Annotated in this window: 18 protein-coding genes; 16 read left to right on the forward strand and 2 right to left on the reverse strand. The window is 56.4% G+C overall.

Features of this window, described 5'->3' with window-relative positions:
• Positions 1–7: 7 nt before the first annotated feature.
• Both sctV and sctW read right to left on the reverse strand, forming a co-directional pair.
• The gene (gene sctV / locus HOY33_RS06725) at positions 8–2,110 is read right to left on the reverse strand and encodes a type III secretion system export apparatus subunit SctV (RefSeq protein WP_172289427.1); all 2,103 of its coding nucleotides are present in this window, start codon (positions 2,108–2,110) and stop codon (positions 8–10) included.
• Entirely contained in the window at positions 2,107–3,249 is a 1,143-nt protein-coding gene (gene sctW / locus HOY33_RS06730; RefSeq protein ID WP_172289428.1) for a type III secretion system gatekeeper subunit SctW, read from the reverse strand. Before sctW ends, sctV begins: the two co-directional genes overlap by 4 nt.
• A 300-nt stretch (positions 3,250–3,549) precedes the next feature.
• On the opposite strand from sctW, the gene HOY33_RS06735 reads away from it, so the two are divergent.
• From HOY33_RS06735 to tssI, 16 genes are all read left to right on the forward strand, one after another.
• Positions 3,550–4,095: an RNA polymerase sigma factor gene (locus tag HOY33_RS06735; protein ID WP_172289429.1), complete on the forward strand. Its 546-nt coding sequence runs from the start codon at positions 3,550–3,552 to the stop codon at positions 4,093–4,095.
• A gap of 149 nt (positions 4,096–4,244) precedes the next feature.
• Positions 4,245–5,711, forward strand: a complete 1,467-nt coding sequence (locus HOY33_RS06740) for a PAS domain S-box protein (protein WP_172289430.1) — start codon at positions 4,245–4,247, stop codon at positions 5,709–5,711.
• A gap of 32 nt (positions 5,712–5,743) precedes the next feature.
• A complete protein-coding gene (locus HOY33_RS06745; protein ID WP_172289431.1) occupies positions 5,744–6,385 on the forward strand; it encodes a response regulator transcription factor in 642 nt (213 codons plus the stop codon).
• A 313-nt stretch (positions 6,386–6,698) separates the two neighbouring features.
• The gene (locus tag HOY33_RS06750) at positions 6,699–7,643 is read left to right on the forward strand and encodes a sigma 54-interacting transcriptional regulator (RefSeq protein ID WP_172289432.1); all 945 of its coding nucleotides are present in this window, start codon (positions 6,699–6,701) and stop codon (positions 7,641–7,643) included.
• Between the two features lie 598 nt (positions 7,644–8,241).
• Positions 8,242–8,448: a hypothetical protein gene (locus HOY33_RS06755; RefSeq protein ID WP_172289433.1), complete on the forward strand. Its 207-nt coding sequence runs from the start codon at positions 8,242–8,244 to the stop codon at positions 8,446–8,448.
• Positions 8,449–8,519: 71 nt separating this feature from the next.
• Complete coding sequence (locus tag HOY33_RS06760) at positions 8,520–8,876, forward strand: EscI/YscI/HrpB family type III secretion system inner rod protein (RefSeq protein WP_172289434.1); 357 nt, start codon at positions 8,520–8,522, stop codon at positions 8,874–8,876.
• A gap of 6 nt (positions 8,877–8,882) precedes the next feature.
• Positions 8,883–9,665, forward strand: coding sequence for a type III secretion system inner membrane ring lipoprotein SctJ (gene sctJ, locus HOY33_RS06765; protein WP_172289435.1), 783 nt, complete (start codon positions 8,883–8,885; stop codon positions 9,663–9,665).
• Positions 9,662–10,282: a type III secretion protein gene (locus tag HOY33_RS06770; RefSeq protein WP_172289436.1), complete on the forward strand. Its 621-nt coding sequence runs from the start codon at positions 9,662–9,664 to the stop codon at positions 10,280–10,282. The genes sctJ and HOY33_RS06770 overlap by 4 nt, the downstream gene beginning before the upstream one ends.
• The gene (gene sctL, locus HOY33_RS06775; protein ID WP_172289437.1) at positions 10,260–10,898 is read left to right on the forward strand and encodes a type III secretion system stator protein SctL; all 639 of its coding nucleotides are present in this window, start codon (positions 10,260–10,262) and stop codon (positions 10,896–10,898) included. The genes HOY33_RS06770 and sctL overlap by 23 nt, the downstream gene beginning before the upstream one ends.
• A gap of 74 nt (positions 10,899–10,972) precedes the next feature.
• Positions 10,973–11,197 (forward strand): type III secretion protein HrpF, encoded by a 225-nt coding sequence (locus HOY33_RS06780; RefSeq protein WP_172289438.1) that lies wholly within the window; start codon positions 10,973–10,975, stop codon positions 11,195–11,197.
• Positions 11,184–11,618 (forward strand): type III secretion system chaperone, encoded by a 435-nt coding sequence (locus HOY33_RS06785; protein WP_172289439.1) that lies wholly within the window; start codon positions 11,184–11,186, stop codon positions 11,616–11,618. The genes HOY33_RS06780 and HOY33_RS06785 overlap by 14 nt, the downstream gene beginning before the upstream one ends.
• Positions 11,611–13,647 (forward strand): type III secretion system outer membrane ring subunit SctC, encoded by a 2,037-nt coding sequence (sctC, locus tag HOY33_RS06790; RefSeq protein WP_172289440.1) that lies wholly within the window; start codon positions 11,611–11,613, stop codon positions 13,645–13,647. Before HOY33_RS06785 ends, sctC begins: the two co-directional genes overlap by 8 nt.
• A 27-nt stretch (positions 13,648–13,674) precedes the next feature.
• Positions 13,675–13,869: an HrpT family type III secretion system protein gene (gene hrpT / locus HOY33_RS06795; RefSeq protein WP_172289441.1), complete on the forward strand. Its 195-nt coding sequence runs from the start codon at positions 13,675–13,677 to the stop codon at positions 13,867–13,869.
• Positions 13,862–14,224 carry a type III secretion protein gene (locus HOY33_RS06800; RefSeq protein WP_172289442.1) on the forward strand — a complete coding sequence of 121 codons (363 nt, stop codon included), beginning with the start codon at positions 13,862–13,864 and terminating at the stop codon, positions 14,222–14,224. Before hrpT ends, HOY33_RS06800 begins: the two co-directional genes overlap by 8 nt.
• Before the next feature lie 151 nt (positions 14,225–14,375).
• Positions 14,376–15,455: a type III secretion protein HrpN gene (locus HOY33_RS06805; protein ID WP_172289443.1), complete on the forward strand. Its 1,080-nt coding sequence runs from the start codon at positions 14,376–14,378 to the stop codon at positions 15,453–15,455.
• 518 nt (positions 15,456–15,973) lie between these two features.
• The coding region (gene tssI / locus HOY33_RS06810) for a type VI secretion system tip protein TssI/VgrG (protein ID WP_172289444.1) at positions 15,974–16,980 on the forward strand (1,007 nt) is incomplete at its 3' end.

Below are 16,980 nucleotides of genomic sequence, written 5' to 3' on the forward strand. Positions count from 1 at the left end.
CTTCTTCCTATGCGCTAAAAGGGGCTGAGGCGTCATACAGGTCAATGCGCCCGATGACGTTGATCGACAAATTGGATTCCAGTTCGGTAAAAGAGAGCACCGGAACGCGGTGGAATTCGTCCTGCAATAGCGTCCGCAGCGGGCTGCGTAAGTCTTGCGCCACCAGCAGCAGACCGGAGAGCGGCGCAAAGGGCGGAAAGGCGCGCCGCAGTTGTTCGAGCAGGGCGCCTGCATCGTCCTGCGCCAGCGCAAAGAAGGTTTCATTTTGCGTTTGGCGCAGCGCGTCGCGCAGTTGTTCTTCGCTTTCCGGCGTCAACAGCCAGACGGCCAGGCTGTTCTCCTGACTATACTGATGGCAAATTTGCGACTTCAGCGCCAGACGTACGTAGTCGGTCAATGCATGGGTATCCCGTTCATGCTGGCCGACCTCAATCAGCGCTTCGGCAATCGGGCGCACCGAACGTAACGGAACCCGTTCGGAAGCCAGCCGCTGCAATACGCCGGCAAAACGCGACAGCGGCATAATGCGTTGCAACTCCTGCGCCAGTTCCGGTTGTTCGCTCTCCAGCCAGGCCAGAATGGATTTGGTTTCCTGCAAACCGATGAACTGCGCGCCGGTGCGGTGGATAGCCTGCTCCATCCGTTCAAGAATCAACTGTTCCGCAGACCAATACACCATCTCATCCTGCTGTAGCGCGGCATGCGTCTGCGGCAGCCACAGCCAGTGGTTTTCTTCCCTTAACGGCGATCCCGGCTCATGCCCGTCGGGCATTTGGCGATCGACGGACGATAGCCTCACGGCAACAAGGTCGGCGGTGAAAGTCGCTTTGACGTAAGGGATCTCATACACGCAAAACTGAAATTCATCCTCGGCGAGACGAGCGCTGAACTCGATATCAAACGACGGCAGAGTAAAGCCGAACTGGTAAACCAGCCGGTTGCGCAAGCGGCGAATATTTTGTATCAGCGAAAGGGTCGCCGGTTGCCCCTGCCAGACCGGATGAAAAAGCAGTAAATAGGCGCGGGTCGGGTTGAAGCGACGCAAGTCCTGATAGCCGTTTTGCTCCGCGGGCAGGTTATCCGCCTGCAACTGGCTTTCACTCAGCAACCCTTGCTGTTTGATGCGCCAAAGTTGAAACAGGCCGCTACCCAGCGAGCTCAGGCTGATCATGACAAACACCAGGGTCGGCATACCGGGCAGCAAGGCAAAACCGAACATGCCAATGGCGGAAATAATCCAGGCTTTCGGCTGACTGGTCAGCTGCTCGGCGATTTCCCGGCCGATATTGGCGTCAACTTTTTGTCCGTCTGCCGAGACGCGGGTGATAATCATCCCGGCGGTCAGGGAGATCAGCAGCGCCGGGATCTGGGCGATCAGTCCATCGCCGATGGTTAACACCGAATAGATATGCATGGCGTCGGCGGCGGCCATCTCATGCTGCAATACGCCGATAGCGAAGCCGCCGATCATATTGATAAACACAATCACCAGCGAGGCGATGGCGTCGCCCTTAACGAATTTCATCGCTCCGTCCATCGCCCCGAACAACTGGCTTTCTTTGGCCAGATTCTCACGCCGCTGGCGAGCCTGATGGGCTTCAATCAATCCGGCCCGCAGATCGCTGTCGATAGACATTTGCTTACCGGGCATGGCGTCCAGCGTAAAACGCGCCGCGACCTCGGCCACCCGCTCGGAACCTTTGGTGATCACCAGAAAGTTCACCACGGTCAAAATCAGGAAGATCACCAGACCGACCGCCAGATTACCGCCCACCACATAGTTGCCGAACGCTTCCACGATATGACCGCCGTCCTGTTGCAACAGGATCTGGCGAGTCGTGGAGATGGACAGCGCCAACCGGAACATGGTGGTCAGCAGCAATACCGCCGGGAAGGTGGAGAAAGCCAGCGGCTTGGGTAAATACATCGCCAGGACGATCAATAGCGACGAAATACAGATGTTAAAAGCAATCAGCACGTCAATCAGGCTGGTTGGCAGCGGAATAATCATCATGAACACGATCGACATGACGATAACGGCCCCCACCACCTCGGAGCGCTGCATGGCGCTCAGGGCGATGCGGTTAAGAAAGACGATCAGTAGATTCATGCCGACCCCTTACCCGGCGAATGGGCGGCCTGCTGTTTTTCATACTGCGCGAATTCGCCGATCAGACCGCGAATAATCTGTAGCGCCGTTTGCCGGTTTTTGACATCGCGCCACAGCGGCTGCGGCAGTTGACTCACCAGCGGCAGCAGGCCATTGAAAAACAGCGTTTGATGGTGCGGTTGCGTACCCGCCACTTCCCGCCCCAGGTTATGCAGATCGCGGGCATAGGCGCCGTTGGCGCTCAGGCCGATCAAGCGGCGCGTCAAATCCACCGCGCCGAGCGTAAACGCCGGGAGTTTGGTTTCCAGCCGGGCGAGCAGGGCCTGACTGGACGACAGCGTATGGCTTAAATGTTGCGCGTCGTTGAGGTTGCTCAGCATCTTGCTTAAGACGGTTTTGGAAATGGACGGCGCCAGTGATGCGATGTCCGCCGCCAACGCACGTTGCAACGTTCTCAATCCGATAGAAAAGGTTTTGCTGTCAAAACGCTCCAGCAACGAATCCAGCAGGGCGCTGGCCGATTGCTGATGCACGATTTTCTGGTAATAGAGATCGCGCATGGCCTGTTTTTGTTCCGGCTGGGTGCTGAACAGGGAAATGGCCGCTGCCGTATTCAACCCCGCCCGAACCTCCGGCCCTTTTGCCTGATGCAGCGTTTGCAGCGCCTGTTCAGCCACCGCCGCCAGCGCCGGTTGCTCCTGCGCCTGACTGAGAACGTGGCGTAACAGAATATCGCCGCGCGCCGGGTCATTGCCGGCAGCCTGTAGAATATCGTCCAGCGTTGGCGGCGTTTCCCGCATCAACAGGTTGCGCATGCGGCCTAGCTGTTCATCCAGCGTACTCTGTGACGGATTTTCCAGCATTCGGAACAATTCAGTGAGTTTTTCAATCCGCTCGACGCTGGCCGTGGTGTGCCCCTCCGGCTGGCTAATATGACGCCGGTTCAGGGACTTGCTTCTGCGCTCGGCATGCTCGCCGAACGCCATGGCGATTTCTTCCATTGAGGTCGATAACGGCGCGTGCAGCGGCGCATGTTGCGCCGTGGCTTTCGGTGTTGCCGCGGCCGCCGGCTCATCGTCGCTGGTTATCTGCCGAGTCAACGGCGTAGTTGGCGGTAAGACACCGGGGATCTTGATCATTTTGCGGTCCTGCGTGAATCGACAAGTGCTGTTGTGTGGCGGAAAAGCGCGGCAGGTTCCCGAAAATAGCGTGAAAGCAATTTGCGGCGTCCGGGAGAGTGGTAATGTGACTGAAATGTTATTTTGCATATTGCAAAAACTGGCGAAATCAATTGGTTTTTCTTGGCAAAAAATGGCACAAAGATAGGCTGTGTTAAAATTAAATATTTAAATATCAGTTAGATAAAATTAAAGTCGGGCTGGCACAGGGCTTGCTCTACCGTTTTCGCCAATAGGGGCAAATTAACGGAGAGTAAACCAATGGAAATGTTCACCCTGACACATGCCGAGCAAGTCAACGCGGTATACCCGACGCCTTCTGTTAACTGGGAGGCGGTGTTTCGTCAGCACGGGAAGAAGCTGTATCACTTCATCTACAAACGTGTCGGTAACCATGACGACGTCGAGGATTTACAGCAAATGACCTATCTGGAAGTGCTGAAACATCAGGATAAGTTTGCCGGCGCCTCTCGCCCGGAGACCTGGGTATTTGGTATTGCGCTTAATCTGGTGCGCAATTATTTCAGACAGGCCAGGCTGCGTTCACAGGAAATAGGGGATGAAGCGCTGGAACACCTGGCGGGTGATGCCGATCCGGGCATTATCACCGAGAGCCAGAATGCGCTGAAGAGAGCGCTTGAGGCGATGGCGTATTTACCGGAGGACACTTGCCAAATGCTGATTCAGCTGGTTGATTCCGACGCCAGCTATCAGGATCTTGCTGTACGGCTGAATATTCCTATTGGTACGGTGCGCTCGCGTTTGTCGCGCGCACGTTACGCTATTCGTCGCGCTGTGGATGCCTGAACCGTGTTCGGCAGCGCGGATAATTGTCGCTGTCAGGTGATGCGATCTTCATCATCGCCGGTTTTTCCCTGTCAATAATCCTGTGGCGTTGACGAAACACCTGCATGGCGGGGCCATGCAGGTAATCTTAATTCACCAAGGAGATGACAATGATGTTTACCCAACCCTTTCGTGCGGATCACGATACGCAACTCCCCAAACTGGAATTGGTGGATTTTGCATTCAGCCGCATCAAAGATGCGATTTATATCGTAAATGCCGAGGAGCGCTTTTGTTACGCCAATGAAGCCGCCTGTCAGACGCTGGGCTACAGCATAACCGAGTTTATGCGCCTGAGCGTGGTGGATATCGATCCTCGCTGGCCTTCTCAGAATCGCATACCGACCTGGTGGCAGGAATATAACTCGGATAGAGGAATAACCTTTGAAACGCAGCACATGACCCGATATGGCATGATTATTCCGGTAGAAGTCAATTTAACCCACTTCAAACATAAAGGATGTAGCTACAGCATGTGTGTAGTAAGAGATATCAGGGAACGTAAACATATTGAGCAGTTGGCCTATGCACGAGAACAGGAGTTTCGCGCGCTGGTCGAAAATACGCCCGATTTGATTATTCGTTTTGATCCGCAATTAAACTGCCTGTACGCCAACCCGGCGACGCTGACCCACCTTAATTTCACCATCGAGCAATTACGCGGGCGTATGATGACCGAATTGATGCCGGGGGCAGGATGCGCGGCGCGGATGGAACAACTGGTGAAACAGGTGGTGGATACACGCAGCAGCGCCGAAGGCGAACTCATGGAAGAACGGGGAAAAGGCGTTCAGCGCCACCAGGCTATTCAACATATTCGCTGTGTGCCTGAATTTGATCAGCATGGCGCGCTGGTTTCTATCCTGACGGTGGGCAGGGATATCACGGCGATCCGCTACGCGGAGAAAAAGCTGGCGGATTCACATATGCAACTGCGTCTGCTGGCGCGCCAGCGCGAAATTTCACGCGAGGAAGAGCGTAAACACATCGCCCAGGAGATCCATGACGAACTGGGGCAACATCTGACGACCATCCGTATGAGCCTGTCGCTGCTGCGGATGTGTTTTGCCAAAAATAACCCGGATATGCTGGAGCCGTTGCAGAAACTGATGCTGTTATCGGATCAGACCATCCAGGTGGTGCGCAATGTCGCCACCCAACTGCGGCCCAATGTGCTGAATATGGGGCTGACGCCGTCGCTGGAGTGGTTGTGCGACGAATTCAACCGTAATCATCGTACCGTCTGTCTGTTCAAGTGCAGCGGCCCGCGGGTGGTGCTTAATGATGAAAGCGCCACGGCGGCGTTCCGCGTCGCGCAGGAATCCCTGACCAATGTGGCCCGCTATGCCGATGCAACACAGGTGGTGATAACGCTGAAGAACCAACCTAACAGGGTCGTGTTGCGTATTCAGGATAACGGTAAGGGCTTCGATGTACGGATCAATAACCCAAACGCCTTTGGTCTGATAAGCATGAAAGAGCGCGGACGTATGCTGGGCGGCGATGTGTCTATCAAGAGTACGCAAGGAAAAGGGACGGTGGTACAACTGAGTTTTCCCAAGGAAGCGGCGAGCTGAAGCCGGAACAACTTACAAAAAGGAATGATGCTATGTCTAAACAGATACGTTTAATGATCGCCGACGACCACGTGATCATGCGTGAAGGGCTGAAGCAGATTTTTGCGCTGGATGCGGCGTTGAGCGTGGTGGCGGAGGCGGGCAGCGGGGCGCAGGTGTTGACCCAGTTGCGCTGTCACCAAATTGATATGCTGCTGCTGGATATGTGTATGCCCGGTATCAGCGGCGAAGCGCTGATACTGCGCATCGTGGCGCAGTATCCCCGGTTGCCGATTCTGGTGCTCAGCATGTTCAGCGAGGCGCAAATCGCCCAGCACGCGCTCAAGAGCGGCGCCAGAGGCTACATCACCAAAGATAAGGATCCGGAGGCGCTGCTGTCCGCCATTCGACGGGTGGCCGGCGGGGCGCGCTATATCGACCATACGATTGCCGAGCAACTGGTGTTCTCCAACTGCGGGGAAAGCGGCCGGGCGGCGCACGACATCTTAACGTCGCGTGAGCTGCAAATCATGATCATGTTCGCGCAGGGCATGGGGATTAACACCATCGCCGATGAGCTGGCGATCAGCAACAAAACCGTCAGTACCCATAAGGCGCGTCTGATGGAAAAAATGCAGTTCAGCACCAATGCTGAAATTATTAAATATGTGTTTACCAAAAAGCTGATCGCCTGAGCGGCCTTTACAGTTTCTTGAATATAACCTTACGATTTCTTTAATATTGGATTTTTCATTAACCTATTGTATTTATATGGATTAATTTCAAAATTGTAGGAATTTCCTGACAATATTTTCGGCAATTCCTACGTGATGTTCAGCGATAATCCGATAGTTTCAATTTTCAATGCCGGTAATGCTTGTTACGGTTTCAACAACGTGTAACCGGGTTCGCTAATCCTCCCCGGTGTTGTATGGATCGAATGGCCAATTTAACCATGAGCGGTATACGGAAGGTATAAAGTTAGCCCGGATGGGCGCAGGAGCAGGCATGATTAATGATTTCTATCAAGATGGACATTCTCATTTGATTCCAGAGACTGCCGCGCATTACAGCGATGATTTTCACGCGGCGTTGTCTCCTCTGATCAACACCATTGCACCACTCAATGTCGATATTGTACTGGAAGGAGAAACCGGAACAGGGAAAGATACGCTGGCTCACCGTATTCATCAGGCATCAAAATGCAGCGGCCCGCTGGTTGCGGTGAACTGCGCGGCTATTCCCGAGAGTCTGGCGGAAAGCGAATTGTTCGGCGTGGTGTCCGGCGCCTATACCGGCGCCAGCCGCTCCCGCGCCGGTTATCTGGAAAGCGCCGACAAAGGCATCCTTTTTCTGGATGAGATCGACAGTATGCCGATGACGCTACAGGCTAAAATGCTGCGGGTGCTGGAAAGCCGGGGCGTAAAGCGGTTGGGCAGCACGCAATTTACGCCTGTCGATATGCGGGTGATAGTGGCGACCCAAACGCCGTTGCTGCAACTGGTGGAGAAAGGCTTATTCAGACGGGATCTCTATTTTCGGCTGGATACGGTAAAAATACAGTTGCCCACTTTGCGTTCGTGCAGTGATTTAATTATCCCGCTCTTTCAGCGTTTCAGTCTGGAAGCCGCGCAACGTCTGAAAAGGTCCGTACCGCTGTTGACGGCGGATATTCACGAATTGCTGCTGACCCACGCCTGGCCCGGTAATATCCGCGAGTTAAAGGCGGCGGCCGAACGCTGGGTGCTGGGGATTTCTCCGTTGGCCATGGTGCCGCTGGCGCGTCATTCCCCTCTGCAACTGCGAGACCGGTTAAAGCGTATCGAGAGATTCCTTATTCAGGACTCCCTGCGTCGGCACGATCACTGCATCGATGAGGTGGTGATGGAACTGGGGATCCCCAAACGCACGTTATATCACCGTCTTAAGGTGCTGAACGTCAGCGCGCGGTAGGTCACCCCCGGCCTGCATACGTCAACTGCTTCTTCGTTATAAATTCACGGGGAGGTTTCGCGGTAATGATTTTTTGGCAACGTTGCATTGTTCGGGCTCATTCCCATCTTTTGCCGTTGGCCGGCGTAAAAAATTATGCTGAGGAATCGGAGGTCTCCCGAATGAGCCGCAGGACGCGGCGAAAGCCAGTGCCGCGTCGGGAACGCGTCACTGGCGGTTCGACAGGAGACCTTCGGTTCCGAAGGCACCGCGCAGCGGCATAATTTCAGCCGAAAGCCAGGGTTCGCAGGGCTGCGGCGCTTGAGCGCCCTGCGTCGGGCGCGTGCTACGGCGTGGCATGAAAATACCTCTCTTTTCGCGCACGAAATAGCGCTGAACTCACATATACCCTTAATCGGTAAATATGTACTAAAAGACAGAGGTCAAAGGGAGTACAGGGGTAACCCGCAGCGGTCTAATAATTGTTCTGGTTTGATAAAAACTTTCTCCCGGGCGGGAACTCCCTGAAGCGCGCTTCCACTTAATGGATGAACAAGATAACTGTATGCACAGTATGACGGTTCACTACCGTAAACATTCATTATATTGGAGATATATCATGGCGATGGGACTTTCTCAGATTGCTTCACAGGGCGCAGCGCAAACGTTGGATTCCGCAATGGCGGGTTCGCTGACTCGTGCCGCCGGCGCTCAGGCACAGAAAATTGCGTTGGATACCGAAAACTCCATTCTGGATGGTCAGATGGATTCTGCATCCAAATCACTGAACTCAGGACAGAAAGCGGCTAAGGCGATCCAGTTCTGATAATAGGTTACACCGCCGGGGAATCATTCCCCGGCTTCACGTTTATCCTGCCCGCGACGGAATACCACACCATGAAAATTACCCGTGTTAACGAGCAGCCTTCGATAGGCGGCAACCTTGAAGCGGAACCGAACTCGGTCAGCAGCCACGATGTGTCCTGGTTCAGCGCAGCGCTTGAAGACGCGCCGGTGACGCCGGTCAGCGGCAATAGCAGTTGGCTGGGCGCGCTGGCCGAAAAATCACAGGGGTTGGGATCGGTATTTAAGGAGGCGGAACGCGAGGTGGGGCAATCCATGCGTTCCAATAACCCGAAAGATGTGCTGGATGCGACGCGCACCCTGTCGTCTTTTTACCTGGAAAGTCTGCTTAGCGCCAAGCTGGTGGCGAAAAGCGTGCAGAGTCTGGAAAAACTCACCAACTTACAGTAATGGCCTATGAAAACGCAGACACGAGCGATAATTGTTTTGTTAGCGCTGTTGCTGACCGGCTGCGGGAAGCTTATCGAGCTTAACCGAGGCCTGTCGGAAAACGATGCCAATGAAGCGATCGCCATGCTGGGTCGTTACCAGATTGTCGCTGAGAAACGGGCTGACAAAACGGGCGTCACGCTGGTGATCGAAGCGCAAGATATGGAAAGGGCGGTCAATATTCTTAACGCCGCGGGTTTGCCGCGTCAGTCGCGCACCAATCTGGGGGAAGTGTTTCAGAAAAGCGGCGTGATCTCGACGCCCCTGGAAGAGCGGGCGCGCTATATCTATGCGCTGTCACAGGAGGTGGAAGCCACCTTGACCCAAATCGACGGCGTATTGGTCGCCAGAGTCCATGTGGTGCTGCCGGAGCGTATTGCGCCCGGCGAACCGGTGCAGCCGGCCTCCGCGGCGGTGTTTATAAAATACCGCGCCGAACTGGATCCGGACGGCATGGAGCCGCGTATTCGACGAATGGTTTCCAGCAGTATTCCGGGGCTGGCAGGGAAAAGCGATAAAGATCTGGCGATTGTTTTCGTACCTGCGGAACCTTATCAGGACACCATCCCGGTGGTTACGCTGGGGCCGTTCACGTTGACGCCGGATGAAATGGTGCGTTGGCAGTGGTGTGCGGCGCTGCTGGGCGCGCTGCTTATCGGTCTGCTGGGGTGGCGGGTTGGAAAACCCCATCTACGGCAGTGGCGGCGGAAACGCGCCGATGCACAGCAGCACCGAGCGGGGGCGGCATGAAGGAGAAAGCAATCCCGCTCAACGCGTTGACATGGTGGGTCGGGGGCTGCGTATTGCAGTCCGATGCCAGTTGGAACAGTCGGGCGTTTTTCCCCCCGGACATGGGCGACGCGTCGGCATGGATTCACGTCAATGCGCAACAGGTCTGCCGCCATTTTCATCTGCCGCTCTCGTTGCCGCAGGCGCCTGTATTTTCTCTGATGCATATCGGCCGGCTTAGCGCCTCGCAACGTAAGCAGATTTTGCGTCTGATGGCGCTGGTTTGTCAGCCTCCGCGACCGGCGCAGGCGGTAACGGAAGAGCAGGGAAAATGGTGCCGGCGGCTGGCAAAAGCGCTGCGTCCGGGGCTGTGGCTACCTGACGATCTCACCTTTATTGACGACGACTATGCCGATACGCTGACGCTGCTGCGCGCCTGCTATGGCGAACGTTGCTGGCCCCGCTTACGGTTGCTGTTCCCTCGCCCGTGGACGACAGGCTGCCGATTACTGGCAAATCCCTTACCGGCCGCAAGGCTGAATACCTTATGTGATGCGCTGATCTGGAAAGCGGCCGCTGTCGAGCACGATGAACCTCTATTTCGGGAGAAGGAAGATGTTAACCAGAAAGACGTTTAGCGCATTACCCGGCGCGACCGGCAATGAAGCGATAATTATTTCCGCGGCGCGGGTGGCCGAACATCAACGAAGCCGAACGCTGTGGGACGAGGCCAATGCGCGCGCGGCGATTTTACTGCAACAGGCGCGCAAGCGGGCGCAACAGGAGACGCGTCAAACGCTTGAGCAAGCCGAAGCCGGCTTTTGGCTGCAGGCGAATCAGTTGTTGCAGGGGATGGCGCAAGAGCGGGACAACCTGGAGCAGATTTTGGTAAAGCAGGCTGGACAATTACTGCGTGAGGCGCTGAGCCGTTTACTGGATGAGGTTCCCGAGTCGGCGCAGCATACGGCGTTGCTAAAGCAACTATTAAAGCAGCAACAGGGGGAAGGGAAAGGCACGCTTTATTGCCATCCGGGGCAATTAGCGGAAGTGGATCGCTGGCTGAAAGCGCATCCCCATCTGGAATGGCGTCTGGCCAGTGATGAGACGCAGGACGACGATGCGCTGAAGCTGATTACCGCCCACGGCGTAATGTCGCTGAGTTGGCGGCGGGCGATCGCTCAATTGCTGCCGCCGGACGTGCCGATGTCAGCGGATAGCGGCGAGTCTGGCGCGCCGTCCGAGCAAATCGCGTAATAACGCGCTCTCGTAGGGAACCGCCGTAATGGATTGATCACTCAACTATCAGGTCAATCACAGGAGAGTTCATTATGGCTATTAATCCTACACAGCGTCGTCTGGACACGCATTTGGTTAACGCACAGCAGAAACTGGACGACATCGCCTTGAATGTCGCGGACGGGGGGGCCAGTCAGGCCGATAGTTTCGCCTTTTTTGAAGCCAGTATGGATTACTCGAATGCCAGTTGGGCGGTCGGGCAACTGTTGAGCGTCAAACATGGTTTGGCGAAGGCCATTATCAATGACTTCAACTGATTTGGCGGCCGTACTGGAGGACTGGCTGAACAGCGCCTCAGCCATGTTGCGGCTGGAAATCGACCGGGGCGCGGTGGCCGTTATGCGGCATCCGGGCGGTATCGCCTGCTGCGCCGCCATTCCGCTTGCCGCCGCGCCGAACGACATGCTGCTCGAACGCGCTCTGTGCCTGGCTGAAGCCGCGCGTCGCCAGTTTCATGATGATGCCGCCATGTTGTCGCTTTCGCCTCAGGACCAACAGCTATGGTTATGGATGCGGCGCGAACCTGACGACATCATGCAGCTGTGCCGCACTCTGGAGACGCTTCTTAATCAACGGGATGCGTGGATGAACCTATTGTTGCCCCCGCCCAGAACGGCCCTGTCTGCATCACTCAATTTGAATACGCAGGTTTTTTTGCAAGGAGAACAGCATGCATAAGGCGTTATACGGATTTTTATTGGCGTTGTATCGCGTGTTTTGCTGGTCGCTGGTGCTGATCGGCATGGTCCCCACGCTTCATGCCGCCACGCCGCCGGAATGGAACAAAGGCGCCTATGCCTATTCGGCGGAACAGACGCCGCTGTCGATTATTCTGACCGATTTTGCCAACAGCTACGGCGTGGATCTGGTGCTGGGGAATATTTCCGACAACGAGGTGAGCGCCAAAATTCGGGCCGATAGTCCGGTTGCTTTTCTCGATCGGTTGGCGCTGGAGCATCGTTTTCAATGGTTTGTCTATAACAACGCGCTTTATGTCAGTCCGCAGGATGAACAGGCCTCGGTGCGTCTGGAAATTTCACCGGACGCCGCGCCCGATCTTAAGCAGGCGCTCAGCGGCATCGGGCTGCTCGATCCGCGTTTCGGCTGGGGAGAGCTGCCGGACGAGGGGGTGGTGCTGGTCACCGGGCCGCAGGCCTACATTGATTTAATCCGCAATTTTAGCCAGCAGCGGGAAAAGCAGGATGAACGCCGCAAGGTGATGATATTTCCGCTGCGCTATGCCTCGGTTTCTGATCGAACGCTGCAATACCGCGAACAGCGCGTCGTGATCCCCGGCGTCGCCACGATCCTCAATGAACTGATGGACGGTCAACGCAGTGCGCCGGTCGGCGCCTCGGGGCCGCTTCCGGCGCAGTCGGACCCCGGCATGGAGGCGATGCGCGAAAGCACCCGATCGATGATGATCCGGCTTGCCGAACGCAACAATCCGCCCCGCGGCGGAGAAGAACGCGGGCGTTATACGCTGAGCGGTAAAATCTCCGCCGATGTACGCAACAATGCGTTGCTGATCCGCGATGATGAGAAGCGTCGCGAGGAGTATCAGCAATTGGTCGAGCATATCGATGTGCCGCAAAATCTGGTCAACATTGACGCCATCATTCTGGATGTGGATCGCTCCGCGCTATCGCGGCTGGAGGCCAATTGGCAGGCGCAGCTCGGCAACGTCAGCGCGGGCAGCACCATGATGATGGGGCGCAGTACGCTGTTTGTCAGTGATTTCAAACGCTTCTTCGCGGATATTCAGGCGCTGGAGGGTGAAGGCACGGCCTCGATCGTCGCCAATCCCTCGGTGCTGACACTGGAAAACCAGCCGGCGATTGTCGATTTCAGCCGTACGGCGTTCATTACCGCGACCGGTGAACGGGTGGCGGAAATTCAGCCCGTTACCGCCGGCACCAGTCTGCAAGTAACGCCGCGGGTGGTGGGGCAAGGGGATCAGCGCAGCATCCAACTGGTCATCGATATTGAAGACGGTCAGGTTGAAACCGGGCGCGACGGCGCCGCATCCGGCGTGAAGCGGGGTACGGTCAGCACCCAGGCGTTGATTGGCGAAAACCGGGCGCTGGTGCTGGGCGGTTTCCACGTGGAAGAGAGCGGCGATCGCGATCGCCGCATCCCGATTCTGGGCGATATCCCGCTGTTGGGCGCGTTGTTTACCTCCACCCGGCATGAAGTTTCCCGCCGTGAACGGCTATTTATTCTGACGCCGCATCTGGTCGGCGATCAAACCGATCCGACACGCTATGTGTCAGCGGAAAACCGGCACCAGTTGAACGGCATCATGAATCGGGTTTCACAGCGCAACGGAAAAACGGATTTGTACAGTCTGGTGGAAAATGCCCTGCGGGATCTGGCCGGCAAGCAGTTTCCGGCCGGCTTTCAACAGGAAAATCGCGGTGCGCGACTGGGAGAAATCTGTCGATCGCAGCCCGGACTGGTCTATGACAGCGCCCGTTACCAGTGGTACAGCAACGGTCAGGTGCGATTGAGCGTCGGCGTGGTGCGTAACGCCGGTACGCGACCGCAGCGCGTCGATGAAGCCGCCTGCGCCGGCAGCCGGACGCTGGCCGTGGCGGTGTGGCCGAAAACCCTGCTGGCCCCGGGCGAATCCAGTGAGATTTTCCTGGCGTTGCAGGCTGCGGCAGCGACGCAACCGGCGCGTCGTTCCTTACTGACGTCTCACTAGCGGCGATAAGACAGGAGAAAGAGAGAAATGATATGGCGTAAATATGGATTACTCATTGCTACGGCGCTGTTGTTAAGCGCCTGCTCCGCACCACGGTCGGTGGTGAACTGTACGTCGGTCACCTGCCGCCCGCAGCCTGACGATCGGCAGCTCATCATTTGGTGGCAGCCGGATTTGCGCAGCGGGCCGGCGGACTATAGCCGGGTCAGCCTGGATGAATGAATACATGGATGTTTTCACCAGCCAGGCTGATTTTTCGACCGCGCTGGGCCGCTTGCCGGCCGGCCGCTGGGAACCCCAGCCTGGCATAACGCTACAGTTTCAGCAGCTCGACTCCCCGCAACAGGAACGGCGCAAGATCCTGCAATTGGCGCTTGCGCCCGACAAGCGCTATCCCGGTATGCTGCGCCAGATTTTACAACGGCGCTTTCTGGAGGCGGAGACGATCGCGGAGTGGTATCTCAGTGTGGATGAGCGTCAGAACCTGCTATTGCGCTGTGTGTTGCCTGTATCCGATGACTTGCACCAGCAGGTCATCGCCGATTTATGGCGGCTGGCCGGCTTGCCTGCGCGTTGATAAGTCATTCAGAAGAAAATGCTTTTTTCAAACCGTCACCGGGGAACCGAACCGGCCGCGGAATCACTTAAATGGGGAGCGCTACTTTGGATTTTCCGCAGGGCAAATACGACGGCGCTTTAACAATCCATTTAATTGTTGAGGAAATATTATGCTTAATTCACTTGGTAGCGGTGCCTCTGTGCAAATTACTATTAAGGCCGGTGGCGGCGACAACCCGTCGCAAGCGAACGGTCTGCCGGGGCTGGTGCAGAACCTGGCTAACGGACAAGGCAATAATTCTATTGTAGACCAGTTGTCCGAACTCATGACCTCCATGCTGTTTATGGGAAGCATGCTGGGCGGCGGTTCACAGGGGCAGGGGATGGGCGGCGGTATGTCGAGCGGCCTGAGCGGCCTGGGCGGCGGCTTGGGGAGTACGCTCGGCGGCGGTTTGGGCAGCATGCTGGGTGGTGGGTTGGGCGGCAGCTTGGGCAGTACCCTCGGCGGCGGGTTAGGCAGTGGGCTTGGCGCCGGTCTGAGCGGCATGAACCCTTCCATGCAGTTGGGCAATCTGCTGCTAAGCGCGTTGTCCGACTTGCTGGGCGGCAATCAGGCGCAAAATGGTCAGAACGGCCTGTTCGGACAAAAACAGCCAACGAGCGAGGAAACCTCGGCTTACACGCAAGGCGTTCAGGATGCGCTGACGGCAATTTTGGGCAACGGTTACAGTCAGGCCTCCAGCAACTTCTCGCCATTGGCGTTGGGCAATAACGGTCTGGAAGGGTTGAATGGGGCGTCTTCATTCAACCAACTGGGCAGCACGCTGGGCATGAGCGTGGGGCAGAAAGCCGGTCTGGAAGCGTTAAACGATATCAGCTTTCATGGCAGCAAAAATCACCACTTTGTCGATAAGAAAGATCGCGACGTGGCGCAAGATATCGGTCAATTCATGGATCAGTATCCTGAAGTTTTTGGCAAACCGAAGTTTCATAAGGTCAGCCTTGGCCAAGATATTGAAGACGATCGTTCCTGGGCTCAAACGCTTAAAAAGCCTTATCGCGAAGGGATGACCACGGACAGCATGGAGCAGTTCCAGAAAGCGGTTGGTATGGTGAAAAGCGCCGTTGCCGGGGATACAGGCAACACTAACCTGAATGCCCGCGGCAACGGCGGGCAGTCGCTTGGTATTGATATCTCCATTCTGGGCGACAAGCTGATCAATAACGCGCTGGGTAAGCTCGGGAGTTAATCGCCGAAAGGTTACTCTTTAGTAAAAAAGAAGAAGCGGGGATTTCCTCGCTTCTTCTTTTTTTTATCCCGATAGCCTGTCGGACTCAGGGTAACTCAACCTTGCAGAATAAATACAAAAGTTGCGTAAGTTCTTGCATAAATTCGACTTAAAGAAAAGTTGATGTAAGGCAATGTTTAATAAAAATAATATGATAAAAATCAGTAAACTTATGGATATAAAACCAGTGAAGTTAACACGTTCTTTTAACAACAAGGAGTAAGACCATGCCACCCTCATGTTGTACCCGCATCGAAGAGAAAACTCAGGGCAATCTCACCTCCGGCTCCGACGACTGGCGCGCGCCGGTCGAAGCGTAATCGTTATGTAACCCGGCCACTGCGCCGGGTTTTTGCTGTGCTGCGGTGTGGGCGGCCCCAGACCCCAGCACAGGCGGTTTATTTTTTATCAGGCAAGAAGATGTCGCATCGGGCGGTAACGGGGCGTGCGGTAGCCATGGCGGAAGGAGAAAAAACACGATGGCAAACAGTACAGGATTACAGTTCACCGTGACGCTCGGCGCGCTGCCGGCCGGCACGTTCGCGGTGGTGGATTTTCAACTGGACGAGGGGCTGAACCGGCCGTTCAGTCTGTCGCTGAATCTGGCGAGCGCGCTGCCGGATGTGGATTTCGGCGACGTGCTGGACCAGCCGTGCGAGCTGCTGGTGTGGTACGAGGGCACGCTGCAACGCCGGGTGAGCGGCATCGTCAGCGGGTTCAGGCAGGGCGACACCGGTTTTCGGCGCACCCGCTATCAGGCCGAGGTGCGTCCGGCGCTGTGGCGGCTGGGGCTGCGCACCAACGCGCGCATCTTTCAGGCGCAGAAGCCGGAGGCGATTATCGGCGCGCTGCTGGAGGAAGCCGGGATAACCGATTACGCCTTTGCGCTGCGTCACGACCACGCGCAGCGGGAATACTGCGTGCAGTACCGGGAAAGCGATTTGGCGTTTATCACCCGGCTGGCGGCGGAAGAGGGGCTGTACTACTTCCACGAGTTTGAGGAAGGCAAGCACCGGGTGGTGTTTGCCGATGACGCCGGGGCGCTGGCGACAGGGCCTGAGCTGTTCTTCAACCTGGCGAATCAGGGGTTGTCGGAAGGCGAATACGTGCGGCGCTTCCACTATGCGGAGCAGGTCGGCACCGCCGAGGTGGAGCTGAAGGACTACAGCTTCAAGACGCCGGCCTACGGGCTGTCGCATAAAAAGCGGGGCGGCGAGCTGGCGCACCAGCGCGAGAGCTATCAGCACTACGACTATCCCGGTCGCTTTAAACAGGACCCGAGCGGCAAGGCGTTTACCGGCTACCGGCTGGAGGCGCTGCGTGCGGGGACGGTAACGGGTGAAGGGGAATCGAACTGCGCGGGGCTGATGCCGGGCAGCACGTTTCAGATGACGGAGCACCCGAACCCGGCGCTGAATATCGCCTGGCAGATAGTGGGGGTGACGCACAGCGGGCAACAGCCGCAGGCGCTGGAAGAGGAGAGCGG

The organism is Brenneria sp. hezel4-2-4 (assembly GCF_013155275.1).
Lineage (GTDB): Bacteria > Pseudomonadota > Gammaproteobacteria > Enterobacterales > Enterobacteriaceae > Brenneria.